Annotated in this window: 15 protein-coding genes; 7 read left to right on the forward strand and 8 right to left on the reverse strand. The window is 59.2% G+C overall.

Annotated features, from left to right (window positions below):
- Positions 1–68 precede the first annotated feature (68 nt).
- On the reverse strand, positions 69–1,022 hold the full coding sequence (locus tag EJA70_RS07475) for a DMT family transporter (protein WP_158830334.1): 954 nt from the start codon (positions 1,020–1,022) through the stop codon (positions 69–71).
- Between the two features lie 210 nt (positions 1,023–1,232).
- On the opposite strand from EJA70_RS07475, the gene EJA70_RS07480 reads away from it, so the two are divergent.
- Positions 1,233–1,427 (forward strand): DUF6316 family protein, encoded by a 195-nt coding sequence (locus EJA70_RS07480; protein ID WP_158830335.1) that lies wholly within the window; start codon positions 1,233–1,235, stop codon positions 1,425–1,427.
- A 135-nt stretch (positions 1,428–1,562) separates the two neighbouring features.
- On the opposite strand, the gene EJA70_RS07485 is transcribed toward EJA70_RS07480, so the two are convergent.
- Positions 1,563–2,747, reverse strand: a complete 1,185-nt coding sequence (locus tag EJA70_RS07485) for a thiolase family protein (RefSeq protein WP_158830336.1) — start codon at positions 2,745–2,747, stop codon at positions 1,563–1,565.
- A gap of 102 nt (positions 2,748–2,849) precedes the next feature.
- Complete coding sequence (gene pap, locus EJA70_RS07490; RefSeq protein ID WP_158830337.1) at positions 2,850–4,364, reverse strand: polyphosphate:AMP phosphotransferase; 1,515 nt, start codon at positions 4,362–4,364, stop codon at positions 2,850–2,852.
- A gap of 227 nt (positions 4,365–4,591) precedes the next feature.
- Here pap and mnmC point away from each other — a divergent pair, with 227 nt between their 5' ends.
- Entirely contained in the window at positions 4,592–6,571 is a 1,980-nt protein-coding gene (gene mnmC / locus EJA70_RS07495; protein WP_158830338.1) for a bifunctional tRNA (5-methylaminomethyl-2-thiouridine)(34)-methyltransferase MnmD/FAD-dependent 5-carboxymethylaminomethyl-2-thiouridine(34) oxidoreductase MnmC, read from the forward strand.
- Positions 6,572–6,574: 3 nt separating this feature from the next.
- Here mnmC and EJA70_RS07500 read toward each other — a convergent pair whose 3' ends face one another.
- Positions 6,575–11,353 carry an NEL-type E3 ubiquitin ligase domain-containing protein gene (locus EJA70_RS07500; RefSeq protein WP_256677636.1) on the reverse strand — a complete coding sequence of 1,593 codons (4,779 nt, stop codon included), beginning with the start codon at positions 11,351–11,353 and terminating at the stop codon, positions 6,575–6,577.
- 358 nt (positions 11,354–11,711) lie between these two features.
- On the opposite strand from EJA70_RS07500, the gene EJA70_RS07505 reads away from it, so the two are divergent.
- The 4 genes from EJA70_RS07505 (at position 11,712) to EJA70_RS07520 (ending at position 17,023) form a co-directional block, all read left to right on the forward strand.
- Positions 11,712–13,484 carry an N-acetylglutaminylglutamine amidotransferase gene (locus EJA70_RS07505; protein ID WP_158830340.1) on the forward strand — a complete coding sequence of 591 codons (1,773 nt, stop codon included), beginning with the start codon at positions 11,712–11,714 and terminating at the stop codon, positions 13,482–13,484.
- 3 nt (positions 13,485–13,487) lie between these two features.
- Positions 13,488–15,236: an N-acetylglutaminylglutamine synthetase gene (gene ngg, locus EJA70_RS07510; RefSeq protein ID WP_158830341.1), complete on the forward strand. Its 1,749-nt coding sequence runs from the start codon at positions 13,488–13,490 to the stop codon at positions 15,234–15,236.
- Between the two features lie 167 nt (positions 15,237–15,403).
- A complete protein-coding gene (locus EJA70_RS07515) occupies positions 15,404–16,594 on the forward strand; it encodes an osmoprotectant NAGGN system M42 family peptidase (protein ID WP_158830342.1) in 1,191 nt (396 codons plus the stop codon).
- 201 nt (positions 16,595–16,795) lie between these two features.
- Positions 16,796–17,023: a YheU family protein gene (locus EJA70_RS07520; protein WP_003192759.1), complete on the forward strand. Its 228-nt coding sequence runs from the start codon at positions 16,796–16,798 to the stop codon at positions 17,021–17,023.
- Between the two features lie 3 nt (positions 17,024–17,026).
- Here EJA70_RS07520 and csrA read toward each other — a convergent pair whose 3' ends face one another.
- From csrA to EJA70_RS07535, 3 genes are all read right to left on the reverse strand, one after another.
- Complete coding sequence (csrA, locus tag EJA70_RS07525; protein ID WP_008088573.1) at positions 17,027–17,212, reverse strand: carbon storage regulator CsrA; 186 nt, start codon at positions 17,210–17,212, stop codon at positions 17,027–17,029.
- 138 nt (positions 17,213–17,350) lie between these two features.
- Positions 17,351–17,683, reverse strand: coding sequence for a YnfA family protein (locus tag EJA70_RS07530; protein WP_008088571.1), 333 nt, complete (start codon positions 17,681–17,683; stop codon positions 17,351–17,353).
- 63 nt (positions 17,684–17,746) lie between these two features.
- Positions 17,747–18,562, reverse strand: coding sequence for an SDR family oxidoreductase (locus EJA70_RS07535; protein ID WP_158830343.1), 816 nt, complete (start codon positions 18,560–18,562; stop codon positions 17,747–17,749).
- A gap of 324 nt (positions 18,563–18,886) precedes the next feature.
- On the opposite strand from EJA70_RS07535, the gene EJA70_RS07540 reads away from it, so the two are divergent.
- Complete coding sequence (locus EJA70_RS07540; protein WP_169432680.1) at positions 18,887–19,045, forward strand: DUF3309 family protein; 159 nt, start codon at positions 18,887–18,889, stop codon at positions 19,043–19,045.
- A 72-nt stretch (positions 19,046–19,117) separates the two neighbouring features.
- Here EJA70_RS07540 and EJA70_RS07545 read toward each other — a convergent pair whose 3' ends face one another.
- Complete coding sequence (locus tag EJA70_RS07545) at positions 19,118–21,211, reverse strand: LTA synthase family protein (protein WP_158830344.1); 2,094 nt, start codon at positions 21,209–21,211, stop codon at positions 19,118–19,120.
- Positions 21,212–21,482: the final 271 nt, after the last annotated feature.

The following is a 21,482-nucleotide window of genomic DNA, read 5'->3' on the forward strand; positions in this document are numbered from 1 at the left end:
CAGCTCCTACACAGGTCTCATGTAGGAGCTGCCGCAGGCTCGGGCCGCGATCGGACGATCTTTGATCTTCAGGCCATACGCATCCGCCGCGCCTTGAGCCCGGCAATCAACGAAGGCCCCAACGCCACCAACGCTGACCCCAACACCACCAACACCGCCCCGCCATACCCAAGCGCGTTGATCTGCTCGGCATGCACGTATTCCGGCCAGACTCCCGCCGCAATCGCCACCGCGCCAAACGTCACCAACGGCGTAATCGCCAACGTCGCACTGACCCGCGAGGCCTCCCAGTGCGCCAGCGCTTCGGCAAACGCGCCATAGGCAATCAACGTATTCATGCAGCACGCCAGCAGCAACCAGCCTTGCAACGGGCTCAGTTCCAGCGCTTCGAGCGGATGCACCCACGGCGTCAGCAACAACGCGCAGAACAGGTAGATCACCATCATCACCTGCAGCGAATTCCACACCGTCAGCAATTGCTTCTGACCCAGCGCGTAAAACGTCCAGACCGTCGACGCCAACAGCACCAGCAACACGCCGGCGGTGTAATCCGACAACGAGGTCAGCAGTTCAGCCAAACGCTGATTGAAGAACAGCACAAAACCGATCAACAGCACCAATAACCCGATGCCCTGGCCAATGCTGAAACGCTCCTTGAACACAAACAGACTGGCGATCAGCAGCATGATCGGGCCCATCTGCACCACCAGTTGCGCGGTGCCGGGGCTGAGCAGATTAAGGCCCATGAGATAAAGCACGTAGTTACCGACCAGGCCGAGCACCGCCATCAGCACCAGCCAGCCGCCCTTCGGCCCGAGTACCTTGCGGCTGGGCAAGCGTTTGACCGAGGCCAGGTAAATGAACAGGCACCCGCCCGACACCAGCAGACGAAACCAGGTCACGGTGATCGGGTCCATCACCAGCAACACCTGTTTGAGCTTGATCGGCAGGATGCCCCAGAGGAACGCAGTCAGCAGCGCAAGGAACAATCCGTAGACCCAACGACCGGATGAAATGTGCATGCGAACCCCAAAGCCTGCTGACGAGTGCGCTCATTCTAGGCGTGCCGCCGGGCGCGACACAGGGACAGTTAAGGCCAGGACGCGAATGAAACTGTGCAGGTCGCAGCATTAAATTGACGCGTTGCCGTTGATCGGCTGGCCGGGCAGGCCAAGTGCTTCAGGCATAAGCTGATTGGATCCGTTCCAGCGCAACAGCCAAGGAGACCGATCATGTTAGGAATGCGCGCCCACGACAGCGCCCCCGCCACGCACTTTCGCAGCGACCGTGTGTGCCGGATCAATGGCGAACTGTTTTTCAGTACTCGGGAAAACACCCTTGAGGGGCCGTTTGAGAGTGCCGAGCAAATTTCGAAGGAAATTCAGGTTTACATTGCGCGGATGCAAGGTCTGGATTCGAAACGTTAGGCGGTGGTGATCCAATCGCTGGCAAGCCAGCTCCCACAGGATTGCTGGCTTACACAAATTGTGTGAACTCTACAAAACCTGTGGGAGCTGGCTTGCCAGCGATGACGATTTCACAAGCGATAAATAACGCTCGATTTAACGCACCGCCTCAAACAAACCGGTCGCACCCATCCCGCCCCCCACACACATGGTGACGATGCCATAACGCAAATTACGCCGCTGCAACTCACGCACCAGATGCCCGACCTGCCGCGATCCGGTCATGCCAAACGGGTGACCAATCGAAATCGAGCCACCGTTGACGTTGTACTTGTCGTTATCGATCTCCAGCCGATCACGGCTGTACAAACACTGCGAAGCAAACGCTTCGTTCAGCTCCCACAGATCAATGTCCGCTACCTGCAAACCTTTCGCCTTGAGCAGTTTTGGTACCGAGAACACCGGGCCGATGCCCATCTCGTCCGGCTCGCAGCCGGCCACGGTAAAGCCACGGAAAAAGGCTTTCGGCTTCAGGCCCAATTCCAGCGCTTTTTCCAGGCTAATCACCAGCGTCATCGAAGCACCGTCGGACAGTTGCGACGAGTTGCCCGCCGTCACCGAACCGTCTTCAGCGAACACCGGTTTCAACCCGGCGAGGCTTTCATAAGTGGTGTCCGGGCGGTTGCAGTCATCGCGATCAACTACGCCATCGAGAATCTGCACCTCGCCAGTGTTCTTGTCTTCAACGCGATACTTCACCGCCATCGGCACAATTTCATCGTCGAACAACCCGGCCGCCTGCGCCTGCGCAGTGCGGATCTGGCTCTGCAACGCGTAGCGATCCTGCGCCTCACGGCTGACGCCATAACGCCGCGCGACCACTTCGGCGGTCTGGCCCATCGTGTAATAGATGCCCGGCGTCTGCTGTTTGAGCAGCGGGTTGATCAGGTGATCGGTGTTGACGCTTTTCATCGTCAGGCTGATCGACTCGACACCGCCGGCGACGATGATGTCGCTGCAACCCGAGGCAATCTGGTTGGCGGCAATCGCAATCGCCTGCAAGCCAGACGAGCAGAACCGATTGAGGGTCATGCCGGCCGTGCCAGTGCCCAGACGCGAGAGCACCGCGACGTTGCGGCCGATGTTGTAACCCTGCGCGCCCTCGTTGGAACCGGCGCCAACGATGCAATCCTCGACGCTGGCCGGGTCGATGTCATTGCGCGTGAGCAGCGCGTTGACGCAGTGAGCCGCCATGTCATCGGGGCGGGTCTGGTTGAACTTGCCGCGAAAGGATTTGGCCAGGCCAGTCCGCACGCTGTCGACGATCACCACTTCACGCATGGCATACCTCATTGTTGTGGTCGGTTGAGAGTGAACCGAGCATAAGTCCACCCGATTGCCGACCGCGACAATCATTCACCCCGCGTATGCGTGCCCATCGCCTCAGTCCTTGTGCTTCTTGGCATGCTTGTCGGATTTTTCGAAAGCGTCTTCCAGCGCGCGGTTGATCGTGCGCAGCACTTTGACCCGCGCCCAGCGCTTGTCATTGGCTTCGACCAGTGTCCACGGCGCGATTTCGGAGCTGGTGCGATCAACCATATCGCCGACGGCGGCGCGATAGGCATCCCACTTGTCGCGGTTGCGCCAGTCATCTTCGGTGATCTTGAAGCGCTTGAACGGGATCTCTTCGCGCTCCTGAAAGCGCTCCATCTGCGTGTCCTTGTCGATCGCCAGCCAGAACTTGACGACGATCACCCCGGCATCGGCCAGTTGCTCTTCGAAGTCGTTTATTTCCCCGTAGGCGCGCAGCCAGTCGGCGGGCGTGCAGAAGCCCTCGATCCGCTCCACCAGCACGCGGCCGTACCACGAGCGGTCGAACACGGTGAACTTGCCGCGCGCCGGAATGTGCCGCCAGAACCGCCACAAGTACGGCTGCGCACGTTCCTCTTCAGTCGGCGCGGCAATCGGCACGATGTTGTACTGACGCGGGTCGAGCGCCGCCGCGACCCGACGGATCGCCCCGCCCTTGCCCGCCGCATCGTTGCCTTCGAACACCGCGACCAGTGCATGGCGACGCATGCGTTTGTCGCGCATCAAGCCCGAGAGCCGCGCCTGTTCGGTGATCAATTGTTCTTCGTAATCTTTCTTGTCGAGGCGCTGGGTCAGGTCAAGGCTGTCGAGCAAATTCAATTGATCGACCGGGGTGCCCAGCGGCGCGGCGCTGACATCATGAGGATGCACGTCCGGACGTTTCAACGCATTTTGCAGACCTTCAAGGAGGATCTTGCCGACCGCCAGGCTACGGTAGTGAGCGTCCATGCCTTCAATCACATGCCACGGTGCATAGTCGCGACTGGTGCGGCGCAGCACGCGCTCGCCGTATTTGACGAATTTGTCGTAGGTTTCCGATTGCTGCCAGTCGAGCGGGCTGATGCGCCAGCTGTGCAGCGGATCGTCGGCCAACGCTTTGAGTCGCGCCTTCATCTGCTTCTTCGACAGGTGAAACCAGAATTTGAAGATCAACGCGCCTTCGTCACAGAGCATCTTTTCCAGACGCTCGGCGCCGGCAATGGCCTGATCCAGACGCGGGTCCTTGAACAAGCCGTGCACCCGCCCCTGGAGCATCTGGCTGTACCAGTTGCCAAAGAAAATCCCCATCCGCCCTTTGGCCGGGAGCATCCGCCAGTAACGCCAGGCCGGTGGCCGTGCGAGTTCTTCATCGGTCTGCTGATCGAAGGTGCGCACCTCGATCAGCCGCGGATCCATCCACTCGTTGAGCAACTTGACCGTCTCGCCCTTGCCCGCACCTTCGATGCCGTTGATCAAAATGATCACCGGGAAACGTTTTTGCTGCTGCAACTCGAACTGGGCTTCCAGCAGCGCTTCGCGCAATGCCGGGACGGCGGCCTCGTAGGTGTCTTTGTCGATGGCGTGACCGATTTCAGCGGATTCAAACATTGGACGGCTCCTTCCAGGGTTCAGCAAGACTAGCGGATGATGACAACCTCTGAACAGATCGCAGCCTGCGGCAGCTCCTACACTGGAATGCAATCCACCCTGTAGGAGCTGCCGAAGGCTGCGATCTTTTGACATTTTCCATGCCCCCCTGGATCAGACATTGCCATGGATCAAGCACCCCTCGCCCGATCAGCTAGAATGGCCGCCTTGTCGTTGCCGAGCCTGCCATGAAACCCGTATTGCCCCACGCCCAACTCGATTGGGATGACCAAGGACGCCCGCGTTCGCGAGTGTTTGATGACGTGTATTTTTCCGACAAATCCGGTCTGGATGAAACCCGTTATGTGTTCCTTGAACAAAACCGCCTGGCCGAGCGTTTTGCTGCGCTGCCGGCAAGCGGTCGCTTGGTCATCGGCGAAACCGGTTTTGGCACCGGGCTGAATTTTCTCTGTGCCTGGCAATTGTTCGAGCAACACGCCGTGGCCGGTGCGCGGCTGCATTTTGTCAGTGTCGAAAAATACCCGCTGAGCCCGGCCGATCTGCAACGGGCGCTGGCCCTGTGGCCAGAACTCAAGCCGCTGGCCGACCAGTTGCTGCGCCATTACGTGGCGATCCATCAGGGTTTTCAGCGCATCACATTGGCCAACGGTCGCGTCACCCTGACCCTGCTGATCGGCGATGCGCTGGAACAACTGCCGCAACTCGATGCACAGATCGACGCTTGGTTTCTCGACGGTTTCGCTCCGGCGAAAAACCCCGACATGTGGACCGCCGAACTGTTCGTCGAACTGGCACGACTGGCGGCACCCGGCTCGACCATCAGCACCTTCACCAGCACTGGTTGGGTACGCCGTCTGCTCAACGCCGCCGGGTTCAAAATGAAACGCACGCCGGGCATTGGTCACAAGTGGGAAATCCTGCGGGGCGAATTCCTCGGCTGGCCGTCAGAGGTTGCACCGCCCGCCGCGGAAAAACCGTGGTTCGCCCGCCCTGCTCCGGTGACAGGCGAACGTCGGGCGCTGGTGATCGGCGCTGGACTGGCCGGATGCGCCACTGCTTCCAGCCTCGCCGCGCGCGGTTGGCAAGTGAGTTTGCTGGAGCGCCACGATGGCGTGGCGCAAGAAGCCTCGGGCAATCCGCAGGGCGTGCTGTATCTGAAGCTCTCCGCCCACGGCACGGCGTTGTCGCAACTGATCGTCAGCGGTTTCGGCTACACCCGTCGCTTGCTGGAAACCCTGCAACGCGGCACCGATTGGGACGATTGCGGCGTGCTGCAACTGGCGTTCAATGCCAAAGAAGCCGAGCGCCACGCGCAATTGGCCGCAGCCTTCCCCGAAGACTTACTGCAATGGCTCGACCAGCCCGAAGCGCAACAACGCGCCGGCATCGGTCTGGCCCAGGGCGGTTTGTACTACCCCGAGGGCGGCTGGGTGCATCCGCCGGCGCTGTGTCAGGCGCAAGCGGCGCAACCGAACATCGAACTGCTCAGTCATCGCGATGTGCTGGAATTGCGCAAAGTCGACGATCAGTGGCAAGCCTTCGACGGTGACCGCTTACTGGCCAGCGCACCGGTCGTGGTGCTGGCCGGCGCTGCCGAGATCAAACGTTTTGCGCAAAGTGCCGAACTGCCGCTCAAGCGCATTCGCGGACAAATCACTCGCCTTGCCGAGACCGCAGAAAGCCAAGCCCTGACTACCGTGGTCTGCGCCGAAGGCTACGTCGCCCCGGCACGTTTGGGCGAACATACCCTCGGTGCGAGCTTCGATTTCAACAGCGACGACCTGACCCCGACCATCGCCGAACACCAAGGCAATCTGGCGATGCTCGAAGAAATCTCCAGCGACCTCGTGTCGCGTCTGCTCATCAGCGAACAGCCTGTCGAAAACCTTCAGGGCCGCGCTGCCTTCCGCTGCACCAGCCCCGACTATTTGCCGATCGTCGGCCCCGTTTCCGACCGCGAAGCGTTCAATCAGGCATACGCCACGTTAGCCAAAGATGCCCGCCAAGTCCCGGACGTGGCCTGCCCATGGCTTGACGGGCTCTACGTCAACAGCGGCCACGGTTCTCGCGGCCTGATCACCGCGCCGCTGTCCGGTGAATTGCTCGCCGCGTGGGTCGACAACGAACCGTTGCCGCTGCCTCGTAGTGTCGCCGAGGCGTGCCACCCCAATCGCTTTGCGCTGCGCCGTCTGATTCGCGGCAAGTAGCTCTTACCCTTGGGGCATGGCGCAGATCCCCAGATTAACCAGACGTATCGCATCGTCGGTCAGGCGTGTCAGCACTGCTTCCTCAGCCAGTTCGCGCTGGAACTTGATCGCATCCATCTGACTGAGATAATCCGCGGAACTGAGTGTGCTCGCCTGCCCGAACACGGCATCCAGCTGCGGTGAAAAAATCTCGTCAATACTGGTGAACTGGCGGCTGAACGTGCGTTTGAGGTAATCACACCAGAATGGCTGGCGCTGCAGAAACGTCACCCACTGCGCTGAAGCTTCAGCCGCAACGATCCTGTTCTTCGCGATGTCCAGATCGGCAGGGGTCACACCGCCCAGTAGTGCATAACGCATGAACCGCGGCTGGCCCGGCAAATCCAGGTCATCGGCGAGGCCGGTGCGATACGCGAGGTTGACCTCCAAAGGATCGGCGGTGGGATTCTTGTCAGCATGTTCTTGAGCGATCTGGTTCAACTGATCCAGGCGAAACAGACCACGGCCGAGTTTGATCAGGGGTTTGGCACCATTTACCCGACCTTCAGCAGGGTTGATCACCCTGTCGACTTCAACGGCGATTTCCAGATGACTGAAGTTTATTGCCGCACTGTCCGTACAGTTGATCGGATTGGCCGCCAGATCGAGGATCTGTTCGTACAACGGCGCTCGCTGCTCCGCCGCTTCGAGTACCGCCCAGACCCGTCGATGCATGTCTTGGGTCGCTTTCTCGGAATCGGCGGTATGACTGAGTTCCGCCAGCAGATGGAATAATCCTTCGGCCCTCGGATCATCTTTGAATGCCGTCCAGATTCGGTTACGACGATTCCAGTCCTCCCCCGCGCCGTCAGTGAACCAGAGCGATCGCGCCTGGTTTTCGTCGAGACGGGCATTATCGTTATCCAGATAGCCCATGCCGACGCCGATGTTTTCCCGGTAATTCGACAGGTGCGTGTTGCTGACATCGGACAGTGGATTGAATCGCAGGTTAAGTGTCTGACTGAAACGTCGCGGGGTTTTGAAGAGCCAATCCGGCAATACCTTTATTTCGTTGTTGCGCAAATCCACCCAATCCAGATTCGGCAAACGTGCCAGACCGTTGGGCAACTCCGTAGCACCGGTCTCGCGCAGTGCCAGAGAGCGCAATTTCAACATATGGCTGACATCCGGGGTTGCCCCCAGCGGATTGCCGCTCAGGTTCAAACTGTGAAGCGTGCGCAACTGGCTCAGTTTCAGCAGCGTCTGCTCGGTCAGCTTGATCTGGTTACCCGCCAGGCTCAACCGACCCAGATCAGGCATGAACGAGAGAATTTCCGGCAGCCGGGTGAGCTTATTGCGATCAAGCTCCAGGGATTCAACTTGCTTGAACGAGCGGAGGAAATACGCGATATCGTCCCCTTGCTCCATGTTCCTCAACGACAATCGCTTGATGTGGTCGAACTTCAGACCAGGTGGCAGAGTGGGCAGTTTGCCGACTCGCATGCCGTCCAGATTCAACGTACAAACGGGTTGACCATTGACGTCTCTGACCCATAAAAGTCGCCGAAAACTGTCCTCGATCAGTTCAGCGGTGGCTTTGCGACTACGACGCACCTCTTGCCCATCCCCGCCGAGCGCCCTTATCGCGGGCTCATCGTCGCTCCAGAGTTCCAGTGCATCGCGCAGGCTGCGCAGATCCTCACGCAACGCTTTAACACCGGTTGCCCGGGTCAGCGGGTCATTGCCCAGTTGATCGATAAATTGGCTGGCCTGGGCTTCGCTGTAGCTGGGGAAAAGCCTCAAGACTTTGCGCAGCAGTGCTCGCGGATGAGTCGTTGTCATCACCTGATCGGCCTGCACACAAGTCGGCTCGAAAACAACCGACTCAGACTTGCCGGTGGTCAATGTACGCGCAGCGACCTCGCGCTCGTCCAGTGCAGTTTCAAGCAGTTTGTTGCGTAGTCGAGCACCATCAACAGGCACCGGATCGGGGAATCCGGCGGCGGCACGTTGCGCAGGAGCCAGCGCCTTGAGAATGGCGTGATAGAGATCGTCAGCCCCCGCTTCAACCCGTCCCAGCGATTTGCTGTCGCCGTCAAACACCTCATACCCGCCATTGGATTTAACCAAATAGCGGGTGTTCAAGGGCGTCGCCGGCTCAGCACCAATCGCTTCCAGCAAAGACCCGTTCAGGGTTTTTTCTCGTAACTCAAGCCGCAGCTGCGCATCCCAGCCGCTCAAATGAGGCAGTAACTGTATGGCCAGCTTTTCAGTGTCCGGATTGGCCATTGCCGGCAAATGAAGCCCGATCAGCGCACGATCAACACGTACCTGATGGGTCGCGGCCCTGACCTTCTGCGCCAGACCGACAGGCACTCGACCGCTAGAACGCAGATGCACACGCTCGACACTCGGCGCCTGATCGATAAGACGCTGCGCATGGCGCGCCGGCAGGTCGACAAACGTATTGCGCAGCTTCTGCACATCGTCAGCCTCGATCCGGTCGTAGCGTTCATACATTCGCTGGAACACCGCCGGACGATCAGCCTTGAGCCCTGAGCCGAGTTTTCTAGCGAGAATCTCGCGTTCGTTCTGACGACCGAGATTGCCCCCCAGCAAGGCATCGACTTCCCTCTGATACAAACCATCGATCACCGTTTGCAGCAATTGACCTTCAGCCAACTGGTCTTCAGTGATCACCACACTCAGTCGATCATCGCGCACCGTGGTGAGGGGGTAGGTTGCCGTGACTTCGCCGGCGGCATCGGTGACCGCAATGTAGCGGTCTGTCGGCCAGCCGGGCATCCTTGGCAACGCACGCAATTGTTCATGCACAGGTTGCCCTGAGTGGGTTTCGCCCCGCTCAAGCTCGCCGATGAGCACGCGTAACCGTCGCTCCGTACGCAGTCGCTCTACGCTGTCGCGCAGCCGCGATGACAGCGGCAGATTGTCGCGCAAGGCACGCTGCAACGCTTCGTAGCGGTTGCCGCTGATCCTGCGCATCATGTCCAGTTCGGCATCTGTAAAATCACACAGCTGTGGATCGATACGTTTGAGGGTATACGCCGCGCTGCGCCACTGTTCGGTGTCTTCGGCCGGAGTGCGCCAGCCACCTTCGACGTGACGTTCAAGCACAGGGGTGAACGCTTCAGGGCGCCCGGGATGTTGCAGACGCCAGCTACGCGTTGCCGAATCGGTAGTGCCCGCAAGGATTCGGTGCCCGACCCGACCGTAAAACCTGCTGCCGATTTGATGAAGATCTTCGGCACCGTCGGCCAGCGTGAATCCGCGCGGAAGGTCATGCTCGTAAGGGCCTAAATCTGGCTTCCACAGACGCGGTTTGCCGGCCTGATTGTAAATCGCGGTGAACTGGCCAAAGAACGTCGGGTGGGAGCGCACCAGATGGCGTCCGAGCGTGCCAACGACTTTCTGCCCCCCCGCGAACACGCCCATCAGTGCGATGTTTTCCACGACGCCGAGCAGATGGGACAGCGCTTCCTGCTGGTCGCCCCGCTGCCAGTCCTCGACGCCTTCATACACCTCGCCAAGCAATTGCCCTACCGCAACACCCATCATCAGTTGGCCGAGAACCGGTACAAAGAGTCCTGCTACGGAGGCAACGCTGACACCGAGCTGGAGAAAGTCCAGCAGACGTTTGCGGCGTGCATCATCATCAATATCGGCGGTCGGCACCGCCAGTTTGCGTGCATCAACCTGCATTTTGCCCACGTGACTTTGCACCATGAACTCGAACAACGGCACCGTGATCGGCAATGACCTGATGGATTCCAGCTCGGCGGAATCGGCAACAGCCTTGAAAAAATCTGCCTTGTCATCTTCATCAATGCTGTTGGCGAAGTAATCCTTGTAGCGCCGATCCTTCAACTTTTGCGTCAGGTACTGTTTGAACGCATTGAAACTCGGGTACTCGTACAACGCGCGCTCGGGCTCTCCCGCCATATACACCAGGCACGGTTCTTGAGGATGCGTTTCGAACGAATGGGCGCAAAACACCACGACACCCCAGACGCAGCTGTTGAAAATCTCCAGGCCTTGCATCATCAGTGTCTGGTCGTTGTAGTGCAGCGTCGCTGCCGACGCCACACCCTCGGCGTCAATCAGCCGTTGCACGGCCTGCAAACCGGCAGGTGAGATGTGATGTCTGATCGCGGCAAGGTGGGTGTCCATTTGCAACAACAGCTTTTTCATTTTCGCCATGTCGCGAATCATGGTGTTGCGTACCACGACCTTGCCGTCAGCCCCCAAAAGACCGAAGACCTGCTGAAAATGCGCCTGGTAGCGTTTGCCAAGGTCCAGCTCTCGGCATAGTCCGGCAAAGGCCGCCACGGTCAAACCGCTGACGCCAGCCGTGGCGCTGTGCACGACAACCTGACCGCCGACAGGAAAATCACCTGCGGTTTCCTCAGCGGTGAAGTTCTGCATTGCCGCTTGTAACAGTGTCTGCGTGGCAGCCGGAAAGGTTTGTACGCCGTTTTCGTCCGTCGATAGGGGCTCGCAACCGCAATCGGCACCCGGCAAGCTCAGGAAATCTTTTTCTACGTCGAAATTCACTGGCCATTTGTGGCGCAGCGCGAGGTTCAGCTCATCGATACAAAAGGTGTGCAACGGCTTGAGCGTGTCCAGCTCCCTCTGGACTGTCAGTTGAACGGCATGCAACTCCCGGGTGGTTCGATCAATCGCCGCGAGTTGGATGGCTGAACATTTCAGCAAAAAAGCAGGCAGGCTTTTTTGCAAGGCTTCGGCGCTGTCGAGATCGCCAGTGGCGTCAAGCAACGTGTTCAAAGTCAAATCCGGAGACTGCGTTTTTATTTCTGTGGTCGGCATCTGCAATAGTCCTTTATTGCGAGGTTCGAACGTCGACCATATCAACACCGAGGAAGAATAAAAAATCTAAAAAAACGCCTGAAATCCCGCTGATTCAACAGTTTTTTGCATCGATAAAATATCTATATACCGCCATTCGATTTCAATCAGCTGTTAAGTGAGATGAGGCAAGTCGCGTCATTGCGCAGGGTCGAATCCACGCGCTTATAACTCATCGTTCTAAAACTCCCACCACCGCACCGGGTCAGTTTCTGAGTACCGGCCATTTGGCCGCTGAAGAAACACCCTCCCCAACGGAAAAACCGGTAAGGACTTTATGTGCGGATTAGCTGGCGAGTTACGTTTTGATCAACAACCTGCAGACCTTGCAGCCATCGAGCGAATCACCCATCACCTGGCGCCTCGCGGCCCTGATGCGTGGGGCTTCCATGCCCAAGGGCCGATTGCCCTGGGCCATCGTCGCCTGAAAATCATGGACCTGTCGGACGGCTCGGCGCAGCCGATGATCGACAGTCAACTCGGCCTGTCGCTGGCCTTCAACGGCGCGATCTATAACTTCCCGGAATTGCGCGCTGAGCTCGAAGCGCTGGGCTATGCCTTCTATTCCGGTGGCGACACCGAAGTGCTGCTCAAGGGCTACCACGCCTGGGGCGAAGCGCTGCTGCCGAAACTCAACGGCATGTTCGCGTTTGCCATTTGGGAGCGCGACGCCAAGCGCCTGTTCATCGCCCGTGACCGTCTCGGCGTGAAGCCGCTGTACCTGTCGCGCACCGGCCAGCGTTTGCGTTTTGCCTCGGCCCTGCCGGCGCTGCTCAAGGGCGGCGACATCAACCCGATTCTCGATCCGGTGGCGCTTAATCACTACCTGAATTTCCATGCCGTGGTCCCTGCGCCACGCACCCTGCTGGCTGGCGTTGAAAAGCTGCCACCAGCGACCTGGATGCGTGTTGAAGCCGACGGCACCACCGAGCAGAAAACCTGGTGGACGCTGCCTTACGGCCCACACGACGACGAGAAAAATCTGACGCTGGAAGACTGGGTCGACCGCGTGCTCGACAGCACTCGCGAAGCGGTAGCGATTCGTCAACGTGCCGCCGTCGATGTCGGCGTGCTGCTGTCCGGCGGTGTCGATTCGAGCATGTTGGTCGGTCTGTTGCGTGAAGTCGGCGTGGAAAACCTGTCGACCTTTTCCATCGGGTTCCAGGATGCCGGCGGCGAGCGCGGCGACGAGTTCCAGTATTCGGATCTGATCGCCAAGCACTACGGCACGCAGCACCATCAACTGCGCATCGACGAGAAAGAGATCATCGAGCAACTGCCCGCCGCGTTCCGCGCGATGAGCGAACCGATGGTCAGCCATGACTGCATCGCGTTCTATCTGCTGTCGCGCGAAGTGGCCAAGCACTGCAAGGTGGTACAGAGTGGCCAGGGCGCGGACGAGCTGTTCGCCGGTTATCACTGGTACCCGCAAGTCGATGGCGCGGCCGATCCTTATGCGGCCTATCGCAACGCGTTCTTCGACCGCAGTTACGACGACTATGCGGCCACCGTACAACCGAAATGGCTGACCGCGAATGATGCCGCTGGCGACTTCGTCAAAGAGCATTTCGCACAGCCCGGCGCTGATGCGGCAGTCGACAAAGCTTTGCGTCTGGACAGTACGGTGATGCTGGTCGACGATCCGGTCAAACGCGTCGACAACATGACCATGGCCTGGGGCCTGGAAGCGCGCACGCCGTTTCTCGACTATCGACTGGTTGAACTGTCGGCCCGTGTGCCGGGCAAATTCAAGCTGCCGGATGGCGGCAAGCAGGTGCTGAAAGAAGCCGCGCGCTGGGTCATTCCGAGTGAAGTGATCGACCGCAAGAAAGGTTACTTTCCGGTGCCCGGTCTCAAGCACTTGCAAGGCGACACGCTGAACTGGGTGCGCGAACTGCTGCTCGATCCGAGCCAGGATCGCGGCCTGTTCAACCCGGCCATGCTCGACAAACTGCTGACTGATCCGCAAGGCCAACTGACGCCATTGCGCGGTTCGAAACTGTGGCAACTGGCGGCCCTGAACCTGTGGCTCAGTGAACAAGGAATCTGATCGATGAAACCCCACGCCACGGCCATCAACCAACGCCTGATTCGCGGTCAGACACCGTCCTACGAACGCTTGCAGGCACGGCTGGCCGAAGATGGCAGCACATTGACGGCCGACCCCATTGCGGTGCATTGCGGCTGGGGCCGGTTGCTGATCGGCCACACCTTTCCCGACCCGGCATCGCTGGCTCGCGAGTTGCTCAATGAGCAACCCGGCGAGCGTGACATTGCCTTGTACGTCGCCGCGCCGCAGCAGATTCTCGGCCTGGAACCGACGCAGCTGTTTCTCGACCCATCCGACACGCTGCGCCTGTGGTTCAGCGATTATCGCCAGGCCACTCGCGTGTTCCGCGGCTTCCGTATCCGCCGTGCGCAGAGCGAGGCGGACTGGCAGGCGATCAACCTGCTGTATTCGGCACGCGGCATGTTGCCGATCGATGCCACGCTGCTCACCCCGCACCATCAGGGCGGCCCGGTGTATTGGCTGGCGGAGGATGAGGACAGCGGCGCGGTGATTGGCAGCGTCATGGGCCTGAACCATCACAAGGCGTTCAACGACCCGGAAAACGGTAGCAGCCTGTGGTGCCTGGCGGTTGATCCGCAATGCTCGCGGCCGGGTGTTGGCGAAGTGCTGGTGCGTCATCTGGTCGAGCATTTTATGAGTCGCGGTCTGAGCTATCTCGATCTGTCGGTGCTGCACGACAACCGTCAGGCAAAAAGCCTCTACGCCAAGCTCGGTTTCCGCAACCTGTCAACCTTCGCGATCAAGCGCAAAAACGGCATCAACCAGCCGCTGTTTCTTGGTCCCGGCCCGGAGGCGCAGTTCAATCCGTACGCGCGGATCATCGTTGAAGAAGCGCATCGGCGCGGCATTGATGTGCAGGTCGACGATGCCGATGCCGGGTTGTTCACCCTCAGCCATGGCGGCCGTCGCGTGCGCTGCCGCGAATCGCTGAGCGACCTGACCAGCGCGATCAGCATGAGCCTGTGTCAGGACAAAAGCCTGACGCACAAGGTGCTGAAAGCGGCCGGTCTGAATCTGCCGTCTCAGCAATTGGCGGGCAATGCCGACGACAATCTGGCCTTTCTTGATGAGCATCAACGGGTGGTAGTCAAGCCGCTCGACGGTGAACAGGGCCAGGGCGTCGCGGTGGATCTGCAGAACATCGAAGAGCTGCAGCAGGCCATCGAAGCGGCCAAGCAGTTCGACAGCCGCGTGCTGTTGGAGAGCTTCCACGAAGGCCTTGATCTGCGAATTCTGGTGATCGGTTTTGAAGTGGTCGCGGCGGCGATTCGCAAACCGGCGGAAGTGGTCGGCGATGGTCAGCATTCGATCGGTGCGTTGATCGAGGCGCAGAGTCGGCGTCGCCAGGCGGCCACCAGTGGCGAGAGCAAGATTCCGCTGGATCACGAAACCCAGCGCACCTTGCATGCGGCCGGGTATGACTACAGCAGCATTCTGCCGGCGGGTGAGCATCTGTTCGTGCGCCGTACGGCGAATCTGCACACCGGTGGCACGCTGGAAGACGTCACGGCGATTCTCCATCCGACGCTGGTCGATGCGGCGGTGCGTGCGGCGCGGGCGCTGGACATTCCGATGGTCGGGCTCGACTTGATGGTGCCAGCGGCGGATCAACCGGAGTACGTGTTTATCGAGGCCAACGAACGCGCCGGGCTGGCCAACCATGAGCCGCAGCCGACGGCGGAGCGGTTTGTCGATTTGTTGTTTCCGCACAGCCAGCCGGCCATTTCTTGATCCTCTAGTGACTGGGCTGACGCTATCGCTGGCAAGCCAGCTCCCACAGGTTTCGCGGTGTACACAACACCTGTGGGAGCTGGCTTGCCAGCGATGAGGCCCGATCAGGCAATACAACACGATCTCTCATCGAAACCATCGATGTGCTCAACCCATCAGGAGTTTCCATGACCCTACAAATCCCCGAACCGGATCTCAACTACCTGCAAAAAGTCCTCCTGGAAATGCTCGCCATTCCCAGCCCTACCGGCTTCACCGACACCATCGTGCGCTACGTCGCCGAGCGTCTCGAAGAACTCGGCATCCCATTCGAAATGACCCGGCGCGGGACCATACGTGCCACGCTCAAGGGCAAGAAAAACAGCCCTGACCGCGCAGTCTCCGCGCACCTCGACACCATCGGCGCCGCCGTCCGCGCGGTGAAAGACAACGGTCGCCTGACCCTCGCTCCGGTCGGTTGCTGGTCGAGTCGCTTTGCCGAGGGCAGCCGGGTCAGCCTGTTCACCGACAACGGTGTGATTCGCGGCAGTGTGTTGCCGTTGATGGCGTCCGGGCATGCGTTCAACACCGCGGTGGATGAGATGCCGATCAGTTGGGATCACGTCGAATTGCGTCTGGACGCCTACTGCGCGACCAAGGCCGATTGTGATTCGCTGGGCATCAGCGTCGGCGATGTGGTGGCATTTGATCCGCTGCCGGAGTTCACCGAGAGCGGCCATATCAGCGCCCGACACCTCGACGACAAGGCTGGCGTCGCGGCACTGCTCGCGTCCTTGAAAGCCATCGTCGACAGCGGCCAGGAGTTGATGATCGATTGCCATCCGCTGTTCACCATCACCGAAGAAACCGGCAGTGGCGCGGCGGCGGCATTGCCGTGGGACGTCAGTGAATTTGTCGGTATCGACATCGCACCGGTTGCGCCGGGGCAGCATTCCAGCGAACACGCGGTGAGCGTGGCGATGCAGGATTCCGGCGGGCCTTATGACTATCACTTGTCGCGGCATTTGCTGCGCCTGGCCGCTGAAAACGAGCTGCCGGTGCGTCGTGATCTGTTCCGTTATTACTTCAGCGATGCGCATTCGGCGGTGACGGCCGGGCACGATATTCGTACCGCGTTGCTGGCGTTTGGTTGTGATGCGACGCATGGTTATGAGCGCACGCACATCGACAGTCTGGCGGCGTTGAGCCGGTTGTTGGGCGCGTATATTCTGAGCCCGCCGGTGTTTGCGAGTGATGCGGCGCCGGCGAATGCTTCGCTGGATCGCTTCAGTCATCAGATTGAACATGACACACAGATGGAAAGCGATACGCGGGTGCCGTCGGTGGACAGTCTGGTGGGGCAGCGTTCGGATAGCTGATCCGGTTTTTGTTATGGCAGGGCTGGCCCCATCGCTGGCAAGCCAGCTCCCACAGTTTTTGCGGTGAATCGCATATTCGTGAACGCCTTCAAACCCTGTGGGAGCTGGCTTGCCAGCGATGAGGGCGGTACTGACTACACAAAACTGGCAGGCAACCGGCATTCGCCGTAGCATCCCGACATTGATTCAGCCGAGGTGCCCATGCTCATTCCCTACGACGCTCTTGAGGTCGACACCCTCACCCGCCTCATCGAAGATTTCGTCACCCGTGACGGTACCGACAATGGCGACGACACGCCGCTTGAAACCCGCGTGCTGCGCGTACGGCAAGCGTTGACCAAAGGTCAGGCGCTGATCGTCTTCGACCCGGAAAGCGAGCAGTGCCAGTTGATGCTCAAGCACGACGTGCCCAAGCACCTGTTCGACTGACCCTCAGCGGGCCTTTTCCGCGCGCTGTTTGCGCTGGATTCGGTCGTAGACTTCGGCACGGTGCACATTGACGTTCTGCGGCGCATCGACACCAAAGCGTACGCTGGAGCCGTTGACCGACAGCACACGCAGGGAAATGTCGTCACCGATGGAAATCAACTCACCAACAACACGGCTGAGTACAAGCATGGGGTTCGTCCTTCAGGATTAGCAAACCCTGAAGATGCGCGGCTTGCCGGCGCGCGACAATGCGTGACCGGCAAATCAGTTTTGCCTTACACGCTCTCAGGTTTGGAGCCGTCAGACGCTTCCCACAAAACCATCAATTCAGGCCGCAGAGAAGCGCGGCCCGAACAGAATCACGCTGGCACCGATTACACACAACGCCACACCGATCCAGTCCGAACCCAATGGACGAACGCGCTCGACCACCATCAGCCAGCCAATCGACGCGACGATGTAGATGCCGCCGTAAGCGGCATAGGCGCGACCGGCATAGTTGGCTTCAACACGGGTCAGCAACAACGCGAACAGGGTCAGGCTGAGCAGCGCAGGGATCACCCACAACGCACTTTTGCCTTGGCGCAGCCACATGAAGAAAGCAAAACAGCCGGCGATTTCAAACAATGCCGCGAGGAAGAACCACAGGTAATTGAGCATTGCTGCATCTCGTCAGGGTGATCATTGTGGCCACCCTAACGATGCAGTCTGCAACGGGCAAGCTCAACCGTTGTTCTGCTTGGCTTTGGCGCGCATTTTCTCGGCCATCGAGGTCATTTCGTTGTAGAGCAGTTGCGGATTCTTCTGCTTGATCGCCCAGGCCATGCGCCCTTGTTCGTGGGGCAGGATCATGAATTCACCAGCAGCAACTTGCTGATAAATGTAGTCGGCGATATCGGCGGCGGTAATCGGCGAACTTTCCAGCAACTTGCCGACCGCCGCTTTCATCGCTGGCGTCGGGCCACGGAACGAGTCAAGCAAGTTGGTCTGGAAGAACGATGGACAGACCACATGCACGCCGACTTCCTGTTGCGCCAGTTCGATCAACAGACTCTCGGAAAGTGCCACCACGCCGGCCTTGGCCACGTTGTAGTTGCTCATCGCCGGGCCCTGCATCAAAGCGGCCATGGAGGCGATGTTGATGATCTTGCCTTTGCTTTGCTCCAGCAGCGGCAGGAAAGCCTTGCAGCCTTTGACCACGCCCATCAGGTTGATCGCGATCTGCCAGTCCCAGTCTTCCAGCGACAGTTCGCTGAAGAAACCGCCTGATGCCACGCCGGCGTTATTGACGATGATGTCGACGCCGCCGAGCTTTTCTTCGCAAGCTTGGGCGAAGGCGGTGAGCTGGCTGTAATCGCGCACATCGCAGCGCTGGACGAAGCCGTCGCCGCCCGCCTCGCGGACCATTTTCAGGGTTTCCTGCAGGCCGGGTTCGCTGACGTCGGACAAGGCCAGTTGCCAGCCTTCACGCGCCCAGCGCAGCGCGATTTCGCGACCCAGGCCTGAGCCCGCGCCAGTGATCATCATGCGATTTTGCATAGCAGACAGCCTTGTTGTTCTGGGGAAGATGCGCGGAGTGTAGCGAAGGTTGTGTGTGCGCCCACGCTCCATCAAGTTGCTGAATACAAGGTCAAAAGATCGCAGCCTTCGGCAGCTCCTACATGGATTTGTGTAGGAGCTGTCGAGTGAAACGAGGCTGCGATCTTTTCGCGTCAAAGGAAATAATCGACTAATCCAAATACATTAAAAAAACATTGAATTTTCTTTCATTCGCACCAGTCGGATTTTGTAAGCCGTCTGGAATTACTTAGTCTCCAGTCGCCCCTTGAACACCAAGACTTCTCGAACTCTCTCAACAAGGAAATCGACATGGGCACAATTCTTATCATTATCCTGATCCTGTTGCTGATCGGTGGTCTGCCGGTCTTCCCACACTCCAGAAGTTGGGGTTATGGCCCGTCGGGCATCATCGGTGTGGTGTTGGTCGTGCTGCTGGTACTGTTGCTACTTGGCCGGATATAAGCGTCTAACCGGCAAAAAAAAAGAGGCCCTTTTCAGGGCCTCTTTTTTATTGCGCGGACTTACTTCAATCGCTTAGTCCGGCTTGCCATTAACCACACCGGCGGTGTTGTCCATCAGGCTCTTGGTCGCCGTTTGCAGGAACGCTTCGAGTTTGTGTTTCAACTCGGCGGCGCGCGGTGCATCAGCAATGACCTCGGCACTTGGGTTGGCGCCCAACTGGTACTGATAGACCTTCGCCGACATGTCCTTGTCTTTCGGCAGCACCAGAATCTGGTCAGCCGTGACGATGGCGGTGGTCTGCTCGCTGCCCGACGGCTTGATCACACCGAAACCGGTGTCGCCTTCCGGCAGGTTCAGCAGGTCACGACCCCAGCACTGATGGCGCACTTCGCCGCCCACACGACCCATGATGGTCGGCACGATGTCGATTTGCGTACCCACGGTGTGGTCACGGGTGCCGAACTTCTCCTGGATGCCCGGGGCGATCATCAGCATCGGCACGTTGAAGCGGCCCAGATCCATTTCGGTGATCTGGCGCTCGTTGCCGAAACCGTGGTCACCGACGATGACGAACAGGGTTTCCTTGAAGTACGGCTCTTTGCGCGCCTTCTCGAAGAACTGACCCAACGCCCAGTCGGAGTAGCGCATGGCGGTCAAGTGTTCGTTGAGGCTGCCACGATCAGTGACGCGCTCGACCGGCAATGGCGACGGCAAGGCGTATGGCGTGTGGTTGGACAGGGTTTGCAGCAGCGCATAGAACGGCTTGCCGTTTTCGCGCTTCTTCAATTCGATCAGACCACGGTCGAACATGTCCTGGTCGGATACGCCCCACGTTGGATCGGAGAACACCGGATCGACGAAATCATTACGGCCAACAAAGTTGGTCATGCCCTGGTTGCTGAAGAAGCCTGACTGGTTGTCCCAGGCGAAGTCACCGTTGTAGACATAGACATCATCGTAGTCACGGGCGCTGAGCAATTGCGGCAGGCCAGACAGTTTGTGGCTGCCTTCCGGGGTCTGCATCAGGTATTCGAAACCTGGCAGGTTCGGGAAGCAGGCCATGGTCGCGAACATACCCTGGTGGGTGTGTGTGCCGTTGGAGAAGAAACGGTCGAACAGCAGGCCTTCCTTCGACAGTTTGTCCAGGTACGGCGTGATGTTGCCTGGCGCGCCCAGAGCACCGACCGAGTGACCGGCCATGCTTTCCATCAGAATTACGACAACGTTCTTGATCGGCAGGGTCTTGTCGGCGGGCGGCGTGTAGTCGCGGCGCACGGCGGCGATGTCGGCATCGACCAGTTTGTCGTCCGGCATGACCAGCATCTGGCGCACTACTTTCTGCGCTTCTTCTTGCGGCAGTGTGGCTTTCCAGATGTTGTCGCGGTCTTCGCCCATGCGATCTTTTGCAGCGGCGATCAGCGACAGCGTACCGTTGAGGCCGAGTTGGTTGGCGAAGTTCGATTCGGTGGTGTAGACGTCACCCCAACGCATTGGCGGGCCTTGACGCAGCGTGCCACGCGCAGCGACCACGCAGATCAGCAGGCAGACCACGAATACGGCGAGGCGCGCATACCACGGCGCGACCTGACGCGTGCCGACGCTACCGCCGCTGAAAGGCCCGCGCGGACGTGTTGCACGATCGGCGCCCTTGAACGCCAGCGTCAGAATCACTGTGCCGATGACCCACGCCAGCAGATAACGCACGACCGGGAAACCGTACCAGAGCATGCTCATCACGGTTTTCGGATCTTCTTTCACGTACTGAAACACCAGGCCATTGAGGCGCTGGTGGAACTCACGGTAGAAGTCCATCTCCATCAGGCCGAGAAACAACGCGACGCTCGAGGCGACGGTGAGCCACAGACGGAAGAATCCGCGTGCGGCCATCGCGCGGGCACTGAACAGCGCCAGCACCAGCGGAATACACACGTAGACCACCAGACGCAGGTCGAAACGCAGACCGTTGGCGAAGGCTTCGAGGAAGGTCGAAGCCGGGGTATCGAGGATCATCTCGCGGTTGTAGACCAGCAGCGCGAGGCGCAGCACGGAAAACATCACCATCATGACCAGTGCGCAAAGCAGCGTGTAGGCCAGATGCGATTTGACGGTCGGTTGCAGCAGGCGACTGGAAGATCGCTGCTGATTCAGGGCGTCCGGGTTTGCCATGTCGTTTTAGGACCCATTGAAAGTTGAAGTTGCAAAAATACAGCGGCGCCATGCCCTCTATTGGTCATTCCAGACCCCGGGGCGTGCGCGGAGCGCAAATGTTGCACGATCACCCGCACCATTGCCATTGATTACTGCCCTGCCCCCAGACACTTTCATTTAGAGCAGGCACAGCGTGTAACAGCGCGGGCGAATTGTCTGGAACACTTTGTGAAAATTTCGTGCAACGCATATCTGGAAACACAATATAGATACAAAACAAAAACGCCCC

This window comes from Pseudomonas sp. PB103 (genome assembly GCF_009764635.1).
GTDB lineage: Bacteria > Pseudomonadota > Gammaproteobacteria > Pseudomonadales > Pseudomonadaceae > Aquipseudomonas.